The organism is Shewanella psychrophila (genome assembly GCF_002005305.1).
GTDB classification, from domain to species: domain Bacteria; phylum Pseudomonadota; class Gammaproteobacteria; order Enterobacterales; family Shewanellaceae; genus Shewanella; species Shewanella psychrophila.
In genome coordinates this window covers 3,263,689-3,280,334 of sequence record NZ_CP014782.1, presented here as the reverse complement: position 1 = coordinate 3,280,334, position 16,646 = coordinate 3,263,689, and the positions used below count along the sequence as shown (strand labels likewise).

Annotated in this window: 12 protein-coding genes; 3 read left to right on the top strand and 9 right to left on the bottom strand. The window is 44.9% G+C overall.

Translation table 11 applies throughout. The features are described 5' to 3' along the window. Positions 1-12: 12 nt before the first annotated feature. The 6 genes from sps_RS14145 to sps_RS14120 all read right to left on the bottom strand — a co-directional run bounded on the left by sps_RS14145 (position 13) and on the right by sps_RS14120 (position 8,490). Positions 13-1,314, bottom strand: coding sequence for an IS4 family transposase (locus sps_RS14145; protein ID WP_077753121.1), 1,302 nt, complete (start codon positions 1,312-1,314; stop codon positions 13-15). A gap of 185 nt (positions 1,315-1,499) precedes the next feature. Next, positions 1,500-1,925 carry a nitrate reductase cytochrome c-type subunit gene (locus tag sps_RS14140; RefSeq protein ID WP_077753120.1) on the bottom strand — a complete coding sequence of 142 codons (426 nt, stop codon included), beginning with the start codon at positions 1,923-1,925 and terminating at the stop codon, positions 1,500-1,502. 82 nt (positions 1,926-2,007) lie between these two features. Then, positions 2,008-4,491 carry a nitrate reductase catalytic subunit NapA gene (gene napA, locus sps_RS14135; protein WP_077753119.1) on the bottom strand — a complete coding sequence of 828 codons (2,484 nt, stop codon included), beginning with the start codon at positions 4,489-4,491 and terminating at the stop codon, positions 2,008-2,010. A gap of 107 nt (positions 4,492-4,598) precedes the next feature. Next, on the bottom strand, positions 4,599-4,871 hold the full coding sequence (locus sps_RS14130) for a chaperone NapD (RefSeq protein ID WP_077753118.1): 273 nt from the start codon (positions 4,869-4,871) through the stop codon (positions 4,599-4,601). A 347-nt stretch (positions 4,872-5,218) separates the two neighbouring features. Further along, on the bottom strand, positions 5,219-6,793 hold the full coding sequence (locus tag sps_RS14125; protein WP_077753117.1) for a sensor histidine kinase: 1,575 nt from the start codon (positions 6,791-6,793) through the stop codon (positions 5,219-5,221). A 2-nt stretch (positions 6,794-6,795) separates the two neighbouring features. Beyond that, positions 6,796-8,490: an ABC transporter substrate-binding protein gene (locus sps_RS14120; protein WP_077753116.1), complete on the bottom strand. Its 1,695-nt coding sequence runs from the start codon at positions 8,488-8,490 to the stop codon at positions 6,796-6,798. Positions 8,491-8,728: 238 nt separating this feature from the next. On the opposite strand from sps_RS14120, the gene sps_RS14115 reads away from it, so the two are divergent. From sps_RS14115 to sps_RS14105, 3 genes are read left to right on the top strand one after another with little or no spacing between them, the layout of a single operon-like run. Next, positions 8,729-9,085 (top strand): response regulator transcription factor, encoded by a 357-nt coding sequence (locus sps_RS14115; protein WP_077753115.1) that lies wholly within the window; start codon positions 8,729-8,731, stop codon positions 9,083-9,085. 32 nt (positions 9,086-9,117) lie between these two features. Next, positions 9,118-9,750 carry a chemotaxis protein CheC gene (locus sps_RS14110; protein ID WP_077753114.1) on the top strand — a complete coding sequence of 211 codons (633 nt, stop codon included), beginning with the start codon at positions 9,118-9,120 and terminating at the stop codon, positions 9,748-9,750. Beyond that, complete coding sequence (locus tag sps_RS14105; protein ID WP_077753113.1) at positions 9,747-12,071, top strand: putative bifunctional diguanylate cyclase/phosphodiesterase; 2,325 nt, start codon at positions 9,747-9,749, stop codon at positions 12,069-12,071. The genes sps_RS14110 and sps_RS14105 overlap by 4 nt, the downstream gene beginning before the upstream one ends. A 66-nt stretch (positions 12,072-12,137) precedes the next feature. On the opposite strand, the gene sps_RS14100 is transcribed toward sps_RS14105, so the two are convergent. From sps_RS14100 to sps_RS14090, 3 genes are read right to left on the bottom strand one after another with little or no spacing between them, the layout of a single operon-like run. Further along, positions 12,138-13,244 (bottom strand): lipocalin-like domain-containing protein, encoded by a 1,107-nt coding sequence (locus sps_RS14100; RefSeq protein WP_077753112.1) that lies wholly within the window; start codon positions 13,242-13,244, stop codon positions 12,138-12,140. After that, positions 13,241-15,751, bottom strand: coding sequence for an ABC transporter permease (locus tag sps_RS14095; protein ID WP_077755694.1), 2,511 nt, complete (start codon positions 15,749-15,751; stop codon positions 13,241-13,243). Before sps_RS14095 ends, sps_RS14100 begins: the two co-directional genes overlap by 4 nt. After that, positions 15,744-16,412 carry an ABC transporter ATP-binding protein gene (locus sps_RS14090; protein ID WP_077753111.1) on the bottom strand — a complete coding sequence of 223 codons (669 nt, stop codon included), beginning with the start codon at positions 16,410-16,412 and terminating at the stop codon, positions 15,744-15,746. Before sps_RS14090 ends, sps_RS14095 begins: the two co-directional genes overlap by 8 nt. Positions 16,413-16,646: the final 234 nt, after the last annotated feature.

Here is a 16,646-nt window from a genome sequence, read left to right as displayed (position 1 = left end):
GGTAAGTTAAGCTTACTGGCATTTTTTATTTCTGGCGTACTTCTGTGGCCTTCGTTTGACCGTCCTAGGAAAAGATCGAGTTCGTCTGGGCTCTAAAATCAGGCTTTCTGCCATGTCATAGAAATATTTAAGCTGACGAGGAATTGCACCTGGTGTCGAGTAGGGCAAACCCACTAATAGCCTCAATATATGAGCCAAAGAACCATTAAAACTCAACTGATAAGGGAGATAATCACCTTTGAGTTGATGGCACATTTTCACCATCTGATAACGCACTAGATTATAGGTGAGTAAAATCCCCCACAACTCCTGTTTTACAAGCTCTGGCAATCGACTTCTCAACGTTAAACGATTACCTAGCATGTATTGTTTTTGCTCTCGATAACCTAATTCTATTTCCCATCGATGCACGTATAAATCAGCTATGTCTGCAACGGGATAACGCATGGGATCTATCATTGATGTCAAAACCGAGTATTCCTTGCCATTAACCTTTCGACTTATGAGTCGTACTTCCAGCTCATTAGGCAGTTCTGGCCATCGTTTTCTAGCATGTGGATTACTTTTTAATTGGACTATTTTATCGTTGCGCCCCAAGCTGCGAAGCACCTCATATTGGACATTTTTTTTCAAAGGGATCAACCAGTGTCGCTCGTTACCAGTGGATTGCCACTGATAAAGTAGCCCTAGCGAATAAAAACCTCGGTCAAATAATGTCAGGCTATTATCCGGTGTGGAGTCGATGAGCTTTTCGGCCAAAATCATCTCATTAACGGCGTAATCATCGAAAGCACTGGCGGTAATAAGATGGCTACTCAATTCCATTTGGCAGACCATACGAACTTGAGGATATTGAGTCTCTTTTTGTCGAGAAAAGGCTTCTGCATTATCGGGAGTATCTTCCGCCCGCCAGACTACACCATCGACTCCCAGTAACGTCAGTCCATTCCAGTTTGGATGTAGAGCTTCACGATTCCAGTGAGCTTGAGTGCACTCAAACAGAGCTTTCATTGCCGCTTCACCGAGATTTTTTCGTCGTTGAGTTAATGCGCTCGGAGCAACAAATGGCTTGCCCTCTCTATCAACGATATCGAGCATGTTAATGATGTGAGCCATCGACTTATCATTATAGATAGCCATTCCAATAATAAGCCAAGCCATTGACTCTAGTGTTAATTTACGTTTTCTAATCGTGACTGTTTCAGTTAATGAATACGCTTCCTCTATCAACTCCAGAGGGAGTAAATCTGCGAGGGTTTCAACTTGATGGGGCTTGAGTTGGTTGATCATGTCAAAAGCTTGGGAAACTTGCATAAAAAATCCGAGACCTAGAGATAGGACTCGGATTCTGAAGCATCTAGAAGATCAGTCAACCGATCGATAAATCACTAAATGATCGGCATTAACCTCGAAAGGTGGTTTTTATTTTAAGCTTCATGTTTTACATTTTTAACTCGCAACTCGCAACTCGCAACTCGCAACTCGCAACTCGCAACTCGCTACTTGTTCGAAAAGTCATTCTCTATTAGCTGTTGCTTGTTATCTGCCTGGGGTACATGGCATTGGCTACAGTTGTAGTAGTGTTTGTTCAACTTGCTATCGGCAAGCAAGTGAGATGCATCTATCTCAGTAGCTTTCATGCGCTTAGCTTTCGCTGGACTGTGGCAGTTCATACAGCTGTTTTTCTTCATGTTGATCGGGTATTCAGCCTTATGGGGGATCAAAGGAGGCTGATGAACAAAAGTACGCTCGATGGACTTACCGCGATTGGGGTAAGTCGGCATAGCATCGGCAGCGCGTACCGCAGTTATCTCTGATTGACCCAGAGAACTGATGTTGACCGGGTCTGCTTGAGTGTCTGCTTGTTGTCCCGAGCATGCATTGAGCATAAATAGCATGGCTACGGTAGTAAGTAATTTTTTCATTTTATCTCCTAGGGGACGAGCAAGGGCTCGCCCTCTGTGTAGGTCATGAATCTCTTATGTTATTTAGAGTTATTCATCTCAATTAGACTTTCATCACCTTGACCGGGCACTTCTTGAAATCTGTCTCTTTTGACAGAGGATCTGTGGCGTCCAGTAACAGCTTATTGACTAGTTGACGTGCGTCGAAGAATGGCATAAATGCCACGCCTCTTGGCGGCTTGTTGCGGCCCTTAGTTTCTACTCGAGTCTTAATTTCACCGCGAGGAGAGGCAACAACAACCTCATCACCACGTTTAACTCCACGAGCCTTGGCGTCTTGTGGATGGAGGAAAATTTGTGCATCCGGGTAGGCGCGATATAGCTCAGGAACACGAGCCGTCATAGAGCCTGTGTGCCAATGTTCAAGAACTCGGCCGGTAGATAGCCATAGGTCATATTCTTCGTTTGGCTCTTCTGCTGCAGGCTCATAGGGGAGGGCGAAGATAACCGCCTTACCATCTGGTTTACCGTAAAAATTAAAGCCTTCGCCTGCCTTAACATAGGGATCGCTACCTTCTACAAAGCGGCGCAGAGTTTCCTTACCGTTTATTACAGGCCAACGTAAACCGCGTGTCTCGTGATAAGTATCGAAATCGGCTAAATCGTGGGCATGGCCACGTCCAAACTGAGCGTACTCTTCGAATAAGCCTTTTTGTAGGTAGAAGCCAAATGCCTCAGATTCATCGTTTAGCTCAGCCTTACAGTCTGAAGTCGGGAACTTATTGACTTCACCGTTAGCAAACAGTACGTCATAGAGTGTCTTATCGGCTAAATCTGGCTGCTTAGCGATAAGTTCACTTGGCCAAACCTCAGAGACTTTGAAGCGCTTAGAGAACTCTACGAGTTGCCAAAGATCAGACTTAGTGCCCTTGGGTGGCTTAACTTGCTGATGCCACATATGAGTACGGCGTTCGGCGTTGCCATAGGCACCCTCTTTTTCTACCCACATAGCAGTAGGTAAAATAAGGTCGGCGGCCATGGCCGAGACGGTTGGGTATGGATCTGAAACGACGATGAAGTTTTCCGGGTTACGGAACCCAGGCAAGATCTCTTCATTGATGTTGGCACCAGCCTGTACGTTATTTGTACACATGGTCCAGTAACAGTTTAGCTTGCCATCTTTGAGCATACGGCTCTGAAGTACGGCATGATATCCCGGCTTAGGTGGAATGGTGCCTTGTGGGATCTGCCAGAGTTTTTCTGTGATGGCTCTGTGCTTAGGATTATTAACAACCATATCCGCAGGAAGACGGTGAGAGAAGGTGCCCACTTCCCGGGCGGTACCGCAAGCCGATGGTTGACCCGTCAGCGAAAACGGACTGTTACCCGGTGTTGCGATCTTACCGGTCAATAGGTGTATGTTGTAGAGCATGTTGTTTGCCCACACCCCACGTGTGTGCTGGTTAATTCCCATGGTCCATAGGCTCATGACCTTGATAGAAGGGTTGGCGTAAGCTTTGGCCATCTCTTCGAGTTTTTCAGGCTCAACACCGCTCATCTTAGCGGTGTACTCTAAGGTATAAGTGCTGACAAATTTTGCATATTCATCGAAGCTAATTGGTGTCGATGAGCCTTTACCTGGATTCTTAGCTTTTTGCTCGAGTGGATGCTCAGGGCGAAGACCATAACCAATATCAGTGGTACCAAGAACAAACTTAGTGTGTTTACTAACGAATTCTTTATTCACTGCATCGTTTTGGATGATGTAGTTAGCGATGTAATTCAGGATAACCAGATCCGATTGTGGACGGAACACCATGGCATTATCGGCTAAGTCGAAGCTACGATTCTGGAAAGTAGACAGTACATGCACGCGGCTTGTTGGACTGCTTAGACGGCGATCTGATAGGCGAGCCCATAGGATTGGGTGCATCTCAGCCATGTTCGCGCCCCAGAGTACAAAGTGGTCAGCAGCTTCTAAATCATCATAACAACCCATCGGTTCATCGATACCGAACGTGCGCATAAAGCCGCCTACGGCCGATGCCATACAGTGACGGGCGTTAGGATCTATGTTGTTGGTGAGGAAACCTGCTTTGTGTAGCTTAGAGGCGGCGTAACCTTCCCATATCGTCCACTGACCAGAGCCAAACATGCCTACAGCTGTAGGGCCTTTGGTCTTTAACGTGTGCTTCCACTTTTCAGCCATGGTATCTAAGGCGGTATCCCAGCTTACAGGAGTAAACTCACCTTCTTTGTCATATTTACCATCTGTCATACGCAGCTGCGGCGTGGTTAGACGATCCTTGCCATACATGATCTTCGATAGGAAGTAACCTTTGATACAGTTTAGGCCCTTATTGACTGGGCTTTCTGGATCACCTTGTGTGGCTACAACCTTGCCATTGTTAGTACCAACTAAAACGCTACAACCTACACCACAAAAACGGCATGGTGCTTTATCCCACTTGATATCGTCCTTCTGCTCAGCGGCTTCGACTATCTTCACTGGCAGAGTGACACCAACAGCTGTTGCGGCGGCAACGGCGGCGTTGGCTTTCAGAAACTCGCGACGGCTAATGCTCATGGTGTTCCTCACTCTTTTTCTATTGTTTAATTTGGTAATAAATCTTTAATTCGATTTAATTATTATTTGAATTGTGTAGTTGCTATCTAGTTTAGCGACAGGTTGATTTAGATAGACTTCTCTTGATTTATGTTGTTGAGACTATCGACTTGATGGTAAATAAGGCTGCTATTAAGCACCCCTTCCAAGGCATTAATCGCTTCGACGTTATCGAGAATCGATTTCTGGGTTTCACCCTCTAAGGTGATCACCAGCTTGCCTTGATCGGTAACTGCATGGATGTCCGTGCCAGTGAGTGCATTGATTTGGGATTCAACCTGCGAAATGGCCTTAGGTGAAGCGTGCACGACTAGACTAGTAACATGGTATTCCTGACTCATCTGCTTGTTTACCTTTAATCAGAGGGAGGCAGATAGCACCGGGGGAGTAGGTTTAGGAGCGCTAACTGTCAAAGTATTCATCGAGTTTAGACCCCATAAAAAATGTGGGTATACCTAAGAAGAGGTATTGGATCTGTTTGTAGAGCAAGATCATCTTTTTCGATGTGATCTAACTCCCAGTTTAATAAATAGCCACTTACATGAATGATCCCTTAATTAATCGCGGGAACAGGTATGGTGTTTTTTAGCCAAATGAATCAACAAAACAACCAGTTGGTAAATAGTATTCATTATCACTTAGGTGTATTAAATAAGGATCTGCTTGTGTAGACTCTGGGCTTGCTGGGTTAGTCTTGAGTGTCTGAATGGAAAACGGAGGAGACTACGCGGCATTTTAGCTCAATAAAGAAATGTGCTCCTTGGCCTAAGGCCGACTCACAACGTATATGCCCACCAATTTTTGCTATAGCATTGTAGGCGATAGATAGCCCCAATCCGGTACCGCCTCCCTTTCGGTTTGTCGTATAGAAAGGGGTAAATATTTTCTGTCTGACTTCTTCACTCATCCCTTTGCCGTTATCTGAGAAATTAATATGGATATTATCTTGATCTACCTGTTTAACTACGAGTGTTAACTGTCCGCTTTGGCCCTGTTCAAAGCCATGAGTTATGGCATTAATGATGAGATTCGTCAGTACGTGATAGATGGCGCCTAAATTGGTTTCTATCATCAGCTCGCTTGGGCAAGTCACGTCTATACTATGCCCGCCTTCTCTTAGCTTAGGCTTCATCGATAACAAGATATCTTCCAATGCCTCACTTAAGCTAAATTCTCTGAACTCTTCTGAATGTTGTTCGACGGCGACATCTTTGAAACTTTTAATCAGCTCACCCGCTCTTCTGAGGTTTTTCTCTATAATGACGGCACTCTCTTGGGTGAGTTTAATGAAGCCATCAAGCTCCTCTTCGGTGACTTCGCCCTTTGCTAAGGATTGCTCGATAGTTTTTGAGCAGGTATTCATATTGGTCGCTGCGACTATACCGACCCCTACAGGTGTATTGAGTTCGTGTGAGACTCCTGCAACTAGCTGACCGAGCAAGGCCATCTTTTCTGACTCTATTAACTTTACTTGGACTTGCTTGAGGTCGCTTAAGGAGAGTGCCAGTTCACGATTGATAGTGATGAGTTCCTCCTCGTGTTGCTTCTTAGAGGCTACATATTGGCGTACTAGGTTGAGGACATAGGCGAGAATAATTTTTAAGATAACGGCTTCGATGATGGTCGTGACTACCACCGCCCAAAACGCAAATATCGAGTTGTCTTGAGCTGTTTGATACACCTCTTCGCTGATAGCGAGTTGGTGGTTATTATAATTTAAAATCGCTTCGGTGATCTTGTTATAGGCACTCTTCTCATAAATGGTGACATTGATAAACTCAGCTATCCGTATCTCAGCTTCAACAAATTTTATGGTGGTGTTGACCGTATTGGAATAGTTCCCCCAAGCCTGAATTATCTGGTTAAATAGCTGCTCAGCCTTAGGCTCAGATTGTTGTATTTTTGAGTCATCTACAATGCTTATCTGAGTGCTTTTCTGAAGTTCAAAAATCTTAAGTTTTAGCTCGTCCCTCATTTTTTGGTTTGGTGCCATGACCAGACTCATTGAGAGTTGTCTGAGTTCAGAAATTGGCAGGGATATGTTAGATGAGATCATACTGACCTGGTTGACTGAACCATAAACTCGAGTGATGGAGCTATTCACATCATTGATGTTGAATATGTTGTATATCCCCTGTAAAATCAACACGCTGGTGGTGACGACAAAGAGGATTAAGATACGCTTAGAGAGTCCTTTAGCCGATAACCCCTTATCAATAAGCTCCACATCAGCTTGTCTCGCTGTCGATACTTGCTTAGACATCGCTAATTTTCTCCTTGATTCATATTGAATGAATTAAGGTTACTGCTCAGTGTATCTACCGGAGTCTTGAGTTTTTCAGGATAGTCTCCCTGCCTGATGGACCAATGATTGTCGCTTACTTCTATTTCCCAAAGCGGGATAAATGCTGATGTTCTTGGAGGGTAATAGACCTCCTTATTAAGGGCTAGTACCTTATTCGGGCTAGGCAGAAATAGCATGTAAGATTGGTGGTAAACATGATGAATGATTTTTTTAAGTAGGGGGATATAGCTAGTTTCGTCGATTGCCGTTTTGAATAAGGTTTCTATATAGCCTTCTAATAACTCATCTTGGCCTATTGTGGACCAGACACTGTTAGGACGATAAACCAAAAAAGCAGTCCAGGGGTGTCGAAACCAATCATAATTCCCCCAAATTAACATGTCGTAATCAATATTGTTTGTCTTAGATATAGTCCTAAATAATTGACTAAATACATCTTTTTCCTCGTTCACTAGTTTTATTTTTAATTCTATATGTATCTGTTCCAGCAAGTATTTAATATCAGTGATCAGGTATAAAAAACTCTCCTGAGCCAGCAGAGTCAGTTGAAGTTTCTTCGTGGGGTCCAAGCCATATTTTTGTTGATAATGTTTTATTAGCGCTATCAGTTCTTCCCGAACGTGAGCTTGCAAGGGGCTCTGTATCAAGGAATGTGGCTTTAGCTCCTGACTGGCCTCTTTCACGCCATAAAATCGCGGTGAGATCATGGTTGGTGAGTATTCACCTTCACCATTCATGGAGAGCATCAGTAGCGACTCTTGATCTATGGCGCTATTGATCGCCTCTCTTACCTTTCGTTCTTTTAATAATGGGTGACCACTGACAAGATTGATATGTACAGAATAGTTGTTGGAAGAAGGACTGCGTATTAGCTTGGCAAAAGGAGAAAGCACTGTTGGCAGCTCTTCTGAGAAGGGGATGGGCATTACATCAAGTTTCCCCTCATCGCTTAGGATATTGGTTATGGCGGTATCCGTATCGAGATCCATATAGACGGTGATTTTCTCTACTTTAGGTACATTCTTATCCCAATAGTATTCATTGGCGACGAGTTGAGCGACCGAGGAGTTTCTATCGCCTTCGATATAGCCTTGGGTGAGGGTATAGGGGCCTATACCATAGGGGCCTGGGGCTGCGAGGTTAGGGCAGGTTGCTTTACCGTTCCAACCATATTTTTCCAGATAAATTTTAGTATAAAAATGGATCCAGATAGCATCATAGATAAACAGCCCGTATTTCTCCTTAAGGTGAAACCTCACTCTGTATTTAGATATTTTTTCTGTGTGACCATAGACACTATCTATGCGGGTAAACGTATAAGGTTGCCGTTTAAAGTAGCTCATGTTGAGTAGTACTGCATCTGCATCGAACTCTGTGCCATCTTGAAATTTAACTCCTTGCCTTAAATCAAATTCATAGATGTTATCGGCCACTCTTCTGTGTGCCACCGCAAGATCATATTCCCAACCTTTTTCATTGTTAGCTGGCCTGACTAAACCGGCATTTATGGAGTGAGAGGTCGCGATATAGGGGAGGTAAGGCAAGAAGACTTTCACGTGAGAACCTGGCTTTCTAACTCCGTGCATCGTATCTCGGCTGGAGTCAGCTCTAAGACCTATTTGAGTAAGTGTCTGGCCATGAACAATAATAGGCATGATAACAATGCCCAAAATGATGAGATATAAACAGATTTTTTTTGAGGAATACCCCACAGCTCAGACCGTTTGTTTAGTGCCTATTAAATATAGTTTAGTGCTAAGGTTTTATCGAATTGTCAGCCCCCCACTTTTAGAGATAGAAAGTTACTGGCTTGGATAAGCAAGTTCTAAAACAGCTTCTATACTTGTTGAAGATTCATCATGAATAGTCAATTTAACAGGGAGGTGAGTCCTTATGGGGATTAACAAATGTGTGTTGGTGGTGGACGATAGCCGACTGTCGAGAATTATGATCACCTCAATAGTGCAGAACTCTTTTCCTGATTGGACTGTTCACGAAGCCTCCAATGGGCAGGAAGCAATTGATGTTGCCAGAGAAAATCAGATTGACTATGTCACTTTAGATCTCAATATGCCTGTGATGAATGGCTTGGAAGCCGCTCCTGAATTGCTAGACCTCAATCCCGATGTAAAAATTGCCCTCCTGACTGCCAATATTCAAAGCTCGACTCAAGAGCAAGTTAAAAATCTGGGAATAGCATTCATTCCCAAACCTATCTCGGGCGATAAGATTCTGGATTTTTTAGGTTGAATGCTATAAATCGCTGGAATTAAGGAGCATATATGTCATCAGTGCCAGTTAGCTTAACTGATATGCAAGAAGATGCCCTAGCTGAGCTGTTTAATTTAGGCATCGGTCATGCAGCCTCCCTTCTTTCGGAGATGATTCAGGATAAGGTCGAACTCACTACGCCTAAGGTTGAAATTGTTCCCATAGCTAAAGCCTCTAAGTTGTTATTTGAAGCGAATGCAGAAGAGATCAGTGCCGTTGAGCAGAGTTTCGAAGGTGGTATCGATGGCGTGGCAATGTTGGTATTCCCCCACTGCGACAGTCTGGAGTTAGTGAAGCAAATTTTAAAAACTAATCTTCCAGCTGACCAGTTATCAGAACTCGAGAGTGATGCCCTTATCGAAGTGGGTAATATTATTCTTAATTCATGTTTTGGCTGTATTTCGGACGCCCTAGAAACCCCGTTTCAAAGTTCATTACCAACCCACATCCAAGGCAACGCCGAGGCGCTGTTTGGTCAGGTTTCAAAAATAAGCTGTAGTGAATATGTGTTGATGCTTTATATGCAATTCAATCTCCCCAATCACAAGGTCACTGGCTGTGTTAACTTCTTTATGAGCCTTTCCTCACTGGTTATTTTTATCAAGAGTGTCGATGATTACTTGAAGAGGATGATGAGTTTATGACTGGTGAGCTAGATGCTTCCTTTACTTACTCCCTGATTAACGAGATTGAGTGTGGTGTGCTCATATTAGATGAGCAGATGAACGTGTTAGTTTGGAATACTTGGTTAGTTGAAAAATCTGGTATCAAGCAATCACAAATTCTAAATCGCCCATTTAGTCATATTTATGGTATTCAAGGTTTGATGCGGTTGGAGATGTCAATCCAGCAAGCGCTGAAGCATAAGCTTTCCTCTAAATTATCGACGGCGTTAAATCCTACGGTCTTCCCGCTATATTCTCTTAGTGCTGAACATATCAAATTGAATGTTCCCCTGAATAAAGATCAGAGCCGAATCAAGCAGGCGATCTCTATTCAACCCCTGACGACAGCTGAGAATGAGGCATGTTGCTTCATCTCAATTAGAGATGTTAGCGACTCAGTTAACCGAGAGAAGGTTCTTAAGCAAAAAAGTGATGAGTTGCAGTTGATCACCGAGCAGCTACAGTCAGAAGAAATCGTTAATCATGCCATCATGGACAATATTACTGATGGCGTTATGAGCTTCGACTCCGACGGATGGTTAATTCAGTTTAATCCTGCGGCTGAGCTATTGATTGCGGCTGAACTTGAGGTGGGTAAGACTCATTTTAGTGAGATCTATCAACTTAGGTGCAAACATACTCACTTGAGTTTCAGTGAACAGATAGAGCTCAGTGATCTACTCGGTGATAAAGGGCAGGCTAAATGGCATGAGATAGACTGCAGTAAGTTAAGAGCTGGGTTTTCCGTCGAGTCCAGCTTTGTTCGATTAGAGTTACCTCATTCGCACCTCTACTCATTAGTGCTCAGAGATATTACAGAGCGAAAAGAGACTGAGCTGACTCTGAATCGATTAGCCCATTACGATAGTCTGACGGGGCTGGCTAATCGTTTGCTCCTGATGGATCGTCTCAGTCAGGCGCTGTATAGAGCCAATCGTAGTCATGATGTAGTGGGCTTTATGCTATTCGATCTCGATAGATTTAAACAGGTCAACGATAACTTGGGTCATGGCGTCGGTGATCTGTTATTGCAGGAAGTCGCAAACAGGATGAAATCTGTTGTGCGTGAAGAGGATACGGTTGCCAGGCTGGGAGGCGATGAGTTTTGCTTGCTTATTGAAAAGATTGAGACAGATCAGGCTCTGACATCGGTTGCTCAGAAAGTGTTAGAGCAGTTAAATAAAGTCATGGTATTAGATAACCATGAAGTCACCATATCGGCGAGTATCGGCATAGTGAAAGCAGTAAAAGGGCAAACCGTCGCCCAATTGATTAAGCAGGCTGATATGGCCATGTATTGTGCAAAAGAGCGAGGACGTAATCAGTTCGAATTTTACAGTGAACAGTTAGATTTTTGCTATTCAAAACGAACTGGATTAGAGCAAGAGTTACATCATGCCTATAAGAATCAGGAGTTTGAGCTGTACTTTCAGCCTCAAATAGCCATCAACGGAGGTCATATGTTAGCCGTTGAGGTACTACTTAGATGGCAGAAGTCTGCTAATGAAGTCATTCCGCCTTCAGATTTTTTGTCCCTGTTAGAAGATATAGGATTAATTGTACCCGTAGGCAATTGGGTGCTGGAAACCTCCTGTATGTATCGTGAAGAATGGCGGCAGAAAGGGCTTATTCCCGATGAATGTACCATCTGTGTCAATTTATCTGCCCGACAGATCATAGAGCCCGACTTTGCCGATACGGTAAAATTCATCTTAGCTCAGACCAAGATGCCGCCAGCGTTATTAGAATTGGAGATAACTGAATCTATTTTACTAGAAGATCAAGAGACTGTTAGTGAGGCGTTACTTGAACTACAGGAGCTAGGGGTGTTGGTGGCCATCGATGATTTTGGTACTGGTTATTCGTCATTTTCTTACTTGAAGAGTTTTCCCGTCGATATACTCAAGATAGACCGCTCTTTTGTTTACGACGTCTGTAGCGATGCGGGCTCTGCGGCTATCGTGTCATCCATCATCAGTCTGGCTCATAATCTTGGCATGCAGGTGGTTGGAGAAGGCGTTGAGGATGACTATTCTCTGCGTTATCTCATCGATCATGAGTGTGACAGAGTGCAGGGTTTCCTGTTTTCTGAGCCTTTACCTTATAGTGAGTTTATCGCTTATGTAGAGACAATGACGGTAAAGAATGAGGCAGCAGAAGGACAGATTGAAGTGATGAGTCATGTAATAACGGATACTGTCGTAACTGAGCCTGTAGTCACAAGTGATAACGACAATAAGCCTACAGAAGACAAAGCGAGTAGCACCAGCCTGAATCCCTTCCTTAGCCACAGAGCATAAGTCATAGAATATAGTAAACCCTAATTACTCATTTCAGATAGTTGCTTATTTCAATAGGCAGTCATTTTAATAGCCTGTCAGTTCCATATACCCTTCACCTTTATGACTGCCTGAAACCGTTACCGGCCCTTCCCAATAACTGACACTCAAGGGGACTACAGCATTGGCATTGAGCGCTTGTGTACTGAGCTCTATTTCCTCAGAGGGAATAGAAATACGCCAAGCAATGGGATAGCGCTTTGAGTCAATCTTATGCCAGTCAGCGACTTCAACTTGGATTTCTTCGGACGTAATATTGTGGCCGCTGCCATCGGCAAACATTCTGCGGCCACTATAGAAGCTAGGTTTGTCTTGGCCCCTAAGTTGGAACAACATCAAGCTTGAGCCGTCTTCTAGCCTAAGGGAAAACCAATCCCAGCCAGCTTGTGCTTTGTTAAGAAACTGCGAGCTCCACTCCCTGTCTAGCCAGGCGTCACCACTTACTTCATGATCTATTCCGTCAAGATTTACTGTGCCAGAAACGGTAATGAAAGGTTGGCTGTAGTAATGAGAGGCTACCGAGCCGTCGGCGCTTTTTATGCTGTAACCTTTCTCTCCCTGGAGCTGATAGGGCGAGCTAGTTTGCAGAGATAATTGATAGCTAAACTTTTCGGCATCGACCTTAAGCTGGGCGGGGAACAAGTCTTCACCTGTGCCGGTCCACTGCCAGTTATCTATTTTTATGATGAGGGGCTTGGTCGTCACATCGGCCAGCCTTGGATGGCGTCTTGACCATCTCTCTTCGGCAAAGTGCGATGACTTGCTAGTGATGGCCGCATGGGTCATAAAAATTTGATTTGCGGCCCAGCCTGAATCGGACTTTGGGCTTTGAATATCTGCTTTTTCAGGCGCTAAGGCGACACGAAATTGAGTCCATTGCAGTCCTAACAGTTCGCCCTCTTGAGTTTTTAAATTCGCAGTGAGGTACCACCACTCCTGACGAAAATCATCGTGGGATAGATGATCCTCTGGAAATATTATCGGCCTGCTTTTATCTACCTTGGTATAGCCTTGGCTATTATCGCCTAACAGGCTCCCCATAGAAGGAGGTGCTGGTGGTTTTGAGCAGGCCGTAAGAGCTAAAAGCGTAAATAGGCCAAGGTATCCGAAACTCTTATTTAGCAGAGTTATCATATAACCTCTCTTTGAAGGCTAGAGATTAGAGGACGCTTGGTTTGCATATACAAGGGGAAAGCCACGGCCAATAAGCTGGAAACCAGTGCTAGCGCGAGCACCTGACCGTAGGCGAGCCAATCCCACTCCATGGCGATACTCCAACCGAATGCTTGCAGGGTGATCTTATTGATCAGCAGATAACCTAAGATGGCGCCTGTTGGCAGGGCTACCTGACAGGTAAACAGCACAATAATCAACATCTGTCCGAAGACGAGAGTGGTGAGCTGGCGGCGGTTAACTCCCATGGTGTAGAGCCTCGCCATTGGTGCCATTCTTGCCTGAGTCAGCATAAAGCAAGCGCTAAATAAGCCGATGGCCGCCACAAGCAGAGTGAGCGTATTAAGTACCTGAGTGATAGAGAAGGTGCGCTTAAACGTGATGATCGCTTGCTGCTTAATTTTTTCCTGACTGAAGATCATCGCGTCGGGTATGGAGAATTTCTGCTGTAACTCTTGTTTAAATTTGTCCGAGTCTCCGTTGACGTTTATGGCCAGGCTCAGGGGCGTTTCGGGAAATCCATTCGCTTGCCATGTTTCCGGGGAGATGATTATTTCGCCATAGGGATTACCGTAATCGTAGAACACTCCGCCCACAGTAAAATGATGTTCAGGCAGGAGTGGTAATTTTATGGCATCGCCTAAGTTGAGCTTTAATTTGATAGCCAAAGGTTCGCTTATCAGCACTCGTTTATTTGCAAAGAACTCTGGCCACATATTGTCGACCGTTTCTTTAAACACTGTGGTTTCACGTAGGGAACGTTTATCTCGAGTAACGATATTGATAGGCAGCTTGTCTTGTTTGCTGCTTAGATACCACTGCTTATAGAGGGCATCTACATCCTTGTGCTGCTTCAGAAAAGCTTCTACTTCGACCATCTGGTTTGATGCTGGCCTGATATAGAGCTCGGCGTGCAGTCTGGCATCGAGCCAGTTTTTCAAGGTGCTTTCGAAGCTGCCAACTAAGGTGTTCATGGAGATATTGGCTGTAAGCGCTAGTAACATGGCCATCATGGCCAGCGACAGGGGGGCAATTAGCTCCTTGGTCTCGGCGACCTGATAATGTAATAAACCTTTGGGTGTCACCTTTAACACTTGATTGACCATAAAAACCAGAGCCCAAGGCAGAGCTAAAGGTATGGCGATAACTACCAAGCCAAGCAGAACCATGGTATAGCGATAGTCTTGGCTAAAAGGCAGTAATATGGACGCCACTAACCCGAGAGTCATGGAGATAAGCAACTGGTACCTGTGTAGCTTATCTGCACTGGTTTGCTGTACCAGTCGAGCCGAGTTACTCGCCAGAGGTTGACGAAGAAGTTGGATGAATAGTGAGGTCGAGGCTGCGAACGCGGCTAGAAATGTCAGTCCTATGGCCTGAAACAACCAGCTCCACTGCCAGTGTCCGGGAAATATCTTAGCGCCGTAAAGCTGCTCTAGTGTGACCGACACCATGGGCTGTAGCCAATGACTGAGCTGCAATCCCAACATAAAGCCTATGATAGAGCCCACAATCACCAGCAGCAGAAGCTCAATACATAAGGCCAACATCAAGGGAGCCTTGGCTACGCCTTGTTGCTGCAGTTGTGTCAGTAACCTTTGCCGCTTGAGTAAGCTATAGCGAACCCCGTTATAGGCGATAAATAGCCCGACGACAAAAGCTAACAGACTCATGGCGGTCAGGTTTAGATGAAAGCTCTCGGTGAGGGCGGTGAGGCCATTACCATTATCGCTCTCAACTAGTGTGCCTCGATGTCCAATAATTTGCTCTAAATGCCCCTTTTTACCGCTTATGTCGGAGAAGAGTGCAATATAACTGAGTTCATTAGGCCGCTTGAGTATGCGCTGGGCCAGAGAGATATCCATTAAGATATCCGAGCCTAGATTGCTGGCATCATCTAAGGCGATAACACTCACCTTCACCCCACCAAGTATCAAGTCACCGTCTTGGGCTATTTGCTTTGCCAAAGATGTGCTGGCCAACACTAGAGGGGCGCCGGATAAGATATCTCCGATGGGGATATTTAAAGAAAAAAGCCCGCTGCCAGCCTTAGCATTTACTTCATTCTTTGCTTCAGTTCCAGAAGCTGAGAAAGAGGTGAGGGCGGCCATAATATCGCTGCCTTGAATGCGCCAACGTTTACCATTGGAGTCAGTGGCGACGCCTTGTATTACTGGTAGGCCATTATTGAAACCACCTTCGCGGATATCGAAATACAGGTTTTCATCTATTCGCTTGCTACCGAGCGGCGGGGTGATAGACCATTTGGCTTGCTGACTCAGTAGCTCAGTGGCAGACCTGTAGCTCTGAATGGCATTTTCATTGGTGGTGCGAACCCCTATTAGCAAGGTGACAGCCAGAATGATACCGATAGTGATGGCACCCGCCTGTAGGGGGGCTTGACGATAATGGGCGAGAAAGACCTTAAGGCTAAGCCAGTTCATTCGGATGAGACTGGACTTATTCATGGATCTGGCCATTATCCAGATTCCAGCGGCGCTGCATAAATTCGGCGCATTCCATGCTATGAGTGACCATAAGAATACTGGTGCTTTGCTCTCCTGCCAGTTCGCATAACAGCTTCATCACTTCTAAGCTGGCTACTTGATCTAAATTCCCTGTGGGCTCATCGGCCAACAGTAGCCTAGGTTTATGGGCCAATGCCCGGGCGATGGCGACTCTTTGCTGTTGACCACCAGATAGGGTTTCGACATGGCGCATGAGTAACGGCTTCAGACTTAACCGCTCGACTAAATGATCGCACCAGGAATTCCAATCTAATCCATTGAGCCTGAGTGGGAATGCAATGTTATCTTCAACATTGAGTGGCGTAAGCAGGTTAAATTGTTGAAAGACGACCCCAAGAGATACTTGTCTGAAATGACTCCAGTTACGATCATTCCAGGCGGTGGTTTCCTCGTTCAACAGGCTAAGAGAGCCGATATTGGGACGTTCAAATCCGGCAATCAAGTTAAGCAAGGTGCTCTTGCCGCTTCCACTGACCCCAGTGAGCGCAATGGTGTCACCTTGGGTGAGCAAGAGGTCGAGTCGGTCGAGAACCTTATGACCAACGCCTCCATCGATAAACTCTTTAGTGATCCCTTGCAGTTGAACAATCTGATCTGTCATAAGGCTCCAATTGCCAAAGCGAGTTCCATTATGGGTCAAAATTCTGAATTAATACTATGAATCATTTTTGAGTTAATGCTATTAGTTAGTATTGAGTGAGCCGCTTAGCATATCGAATCATACATCATTTCTAACTTGGGTCCGTCGACCTTTACAGAGCCAAGATCGCGGCATTAACCATCAGTCTACCTTAGCCGTAACAAGTTGGATACAAAGTATATTTTGAATTGCTGG

What these genes read in the sequence shown, in the direction of transcription:
- sps_RS14130 (WP_077753118.1), bottom strand. Translation starts at nt 4,871, where the DNA reads ATGAGTCAGGAATACCATGTTACTAGTCTAGTCGTGCACGCTTCACCT.
- sps_RS14100 (WP_077753112.1), bottom strand. Translation starts at nt 13,244, where the DNA reads ATGATAACTCTGCTAAATAAGAGTTTCGGATACCTTGGCCTATTTACG.
- sps_RS14110 (WP_077753114.1), top strand. Translation starts at nt 9,118, where the DNA reads ATGTCATCAGTGCCAGTTAGCTTAACTGATATGCAAGAAGATGCCCTA.
- sps_RS14145 (WP_077753121.1), bottom strand. Translation starts at nt 1,314, where the DNA reads ATGCAAGTTTCCCAAGCTTTTGACATGATCAACCAACTCAAGCCCCAT.
- sps_RS14140 (WP_077753120.1), bottom strand. Translation starts at nt 1,925, where the DNA reads ATGAAAAAATTACTTACTACCGTAGCCATGCTATTTATGCTCAATGCA.
- sps_RS14115 (WP_077753115.1), top strand. Translation starts at nt 8,729, where the DNA reads ATGGGGATTAACAAATGTGTGTTGGTGGTGGACGATAGCCGACTGTCG.
- sps_RS14125 (WP_077753117.1), bottom strand. Translation starts at nt 6,793, where the DNA reads ATGTCTAAGCAAGTATCGACAGCGAGACAAGCTGATGTGGAGCTTATT.
- sps_RS14105 (WP_077753113.1), top strand. Translation starts at nt 9,747, where the DNA reads ATGACTGGTGAGCTAGATGCTTCCTTTACTTACTCCCTGATTAACGAG.
- sps_RS14090 (WP_077753111.1), bottom strand. Translation starts at nt 16,412, where the DNA reads ATGACAGATCAGATTGTTCAACTGCAAGGGATCACTAAAGAGTTTATC.
- sps_RS14120 (WP_077753116.1), bottom strand. Translation starts at nt 8,490, where the DNA reads ATGCCTATTATTGTTCATGGCCAGACACTTACTCAAATAGGTCTTAGA.
- sps_RS14095 (WP_077755694.1), bottom strand. Translation starts at nt 15,751, where the DNA reads ATGAATAAGTCCAGTCTCATCCGAATGAACTGGCTTAGCCTTAAGGTC.
- napA (WP_077753119.1), bottom strand. Translation starts at nt 4,491, where the DNA reads ATGAGCATTAGCCGTCGCGAGTTTCTGAAAGCCAACGCCGCCGTTGCC.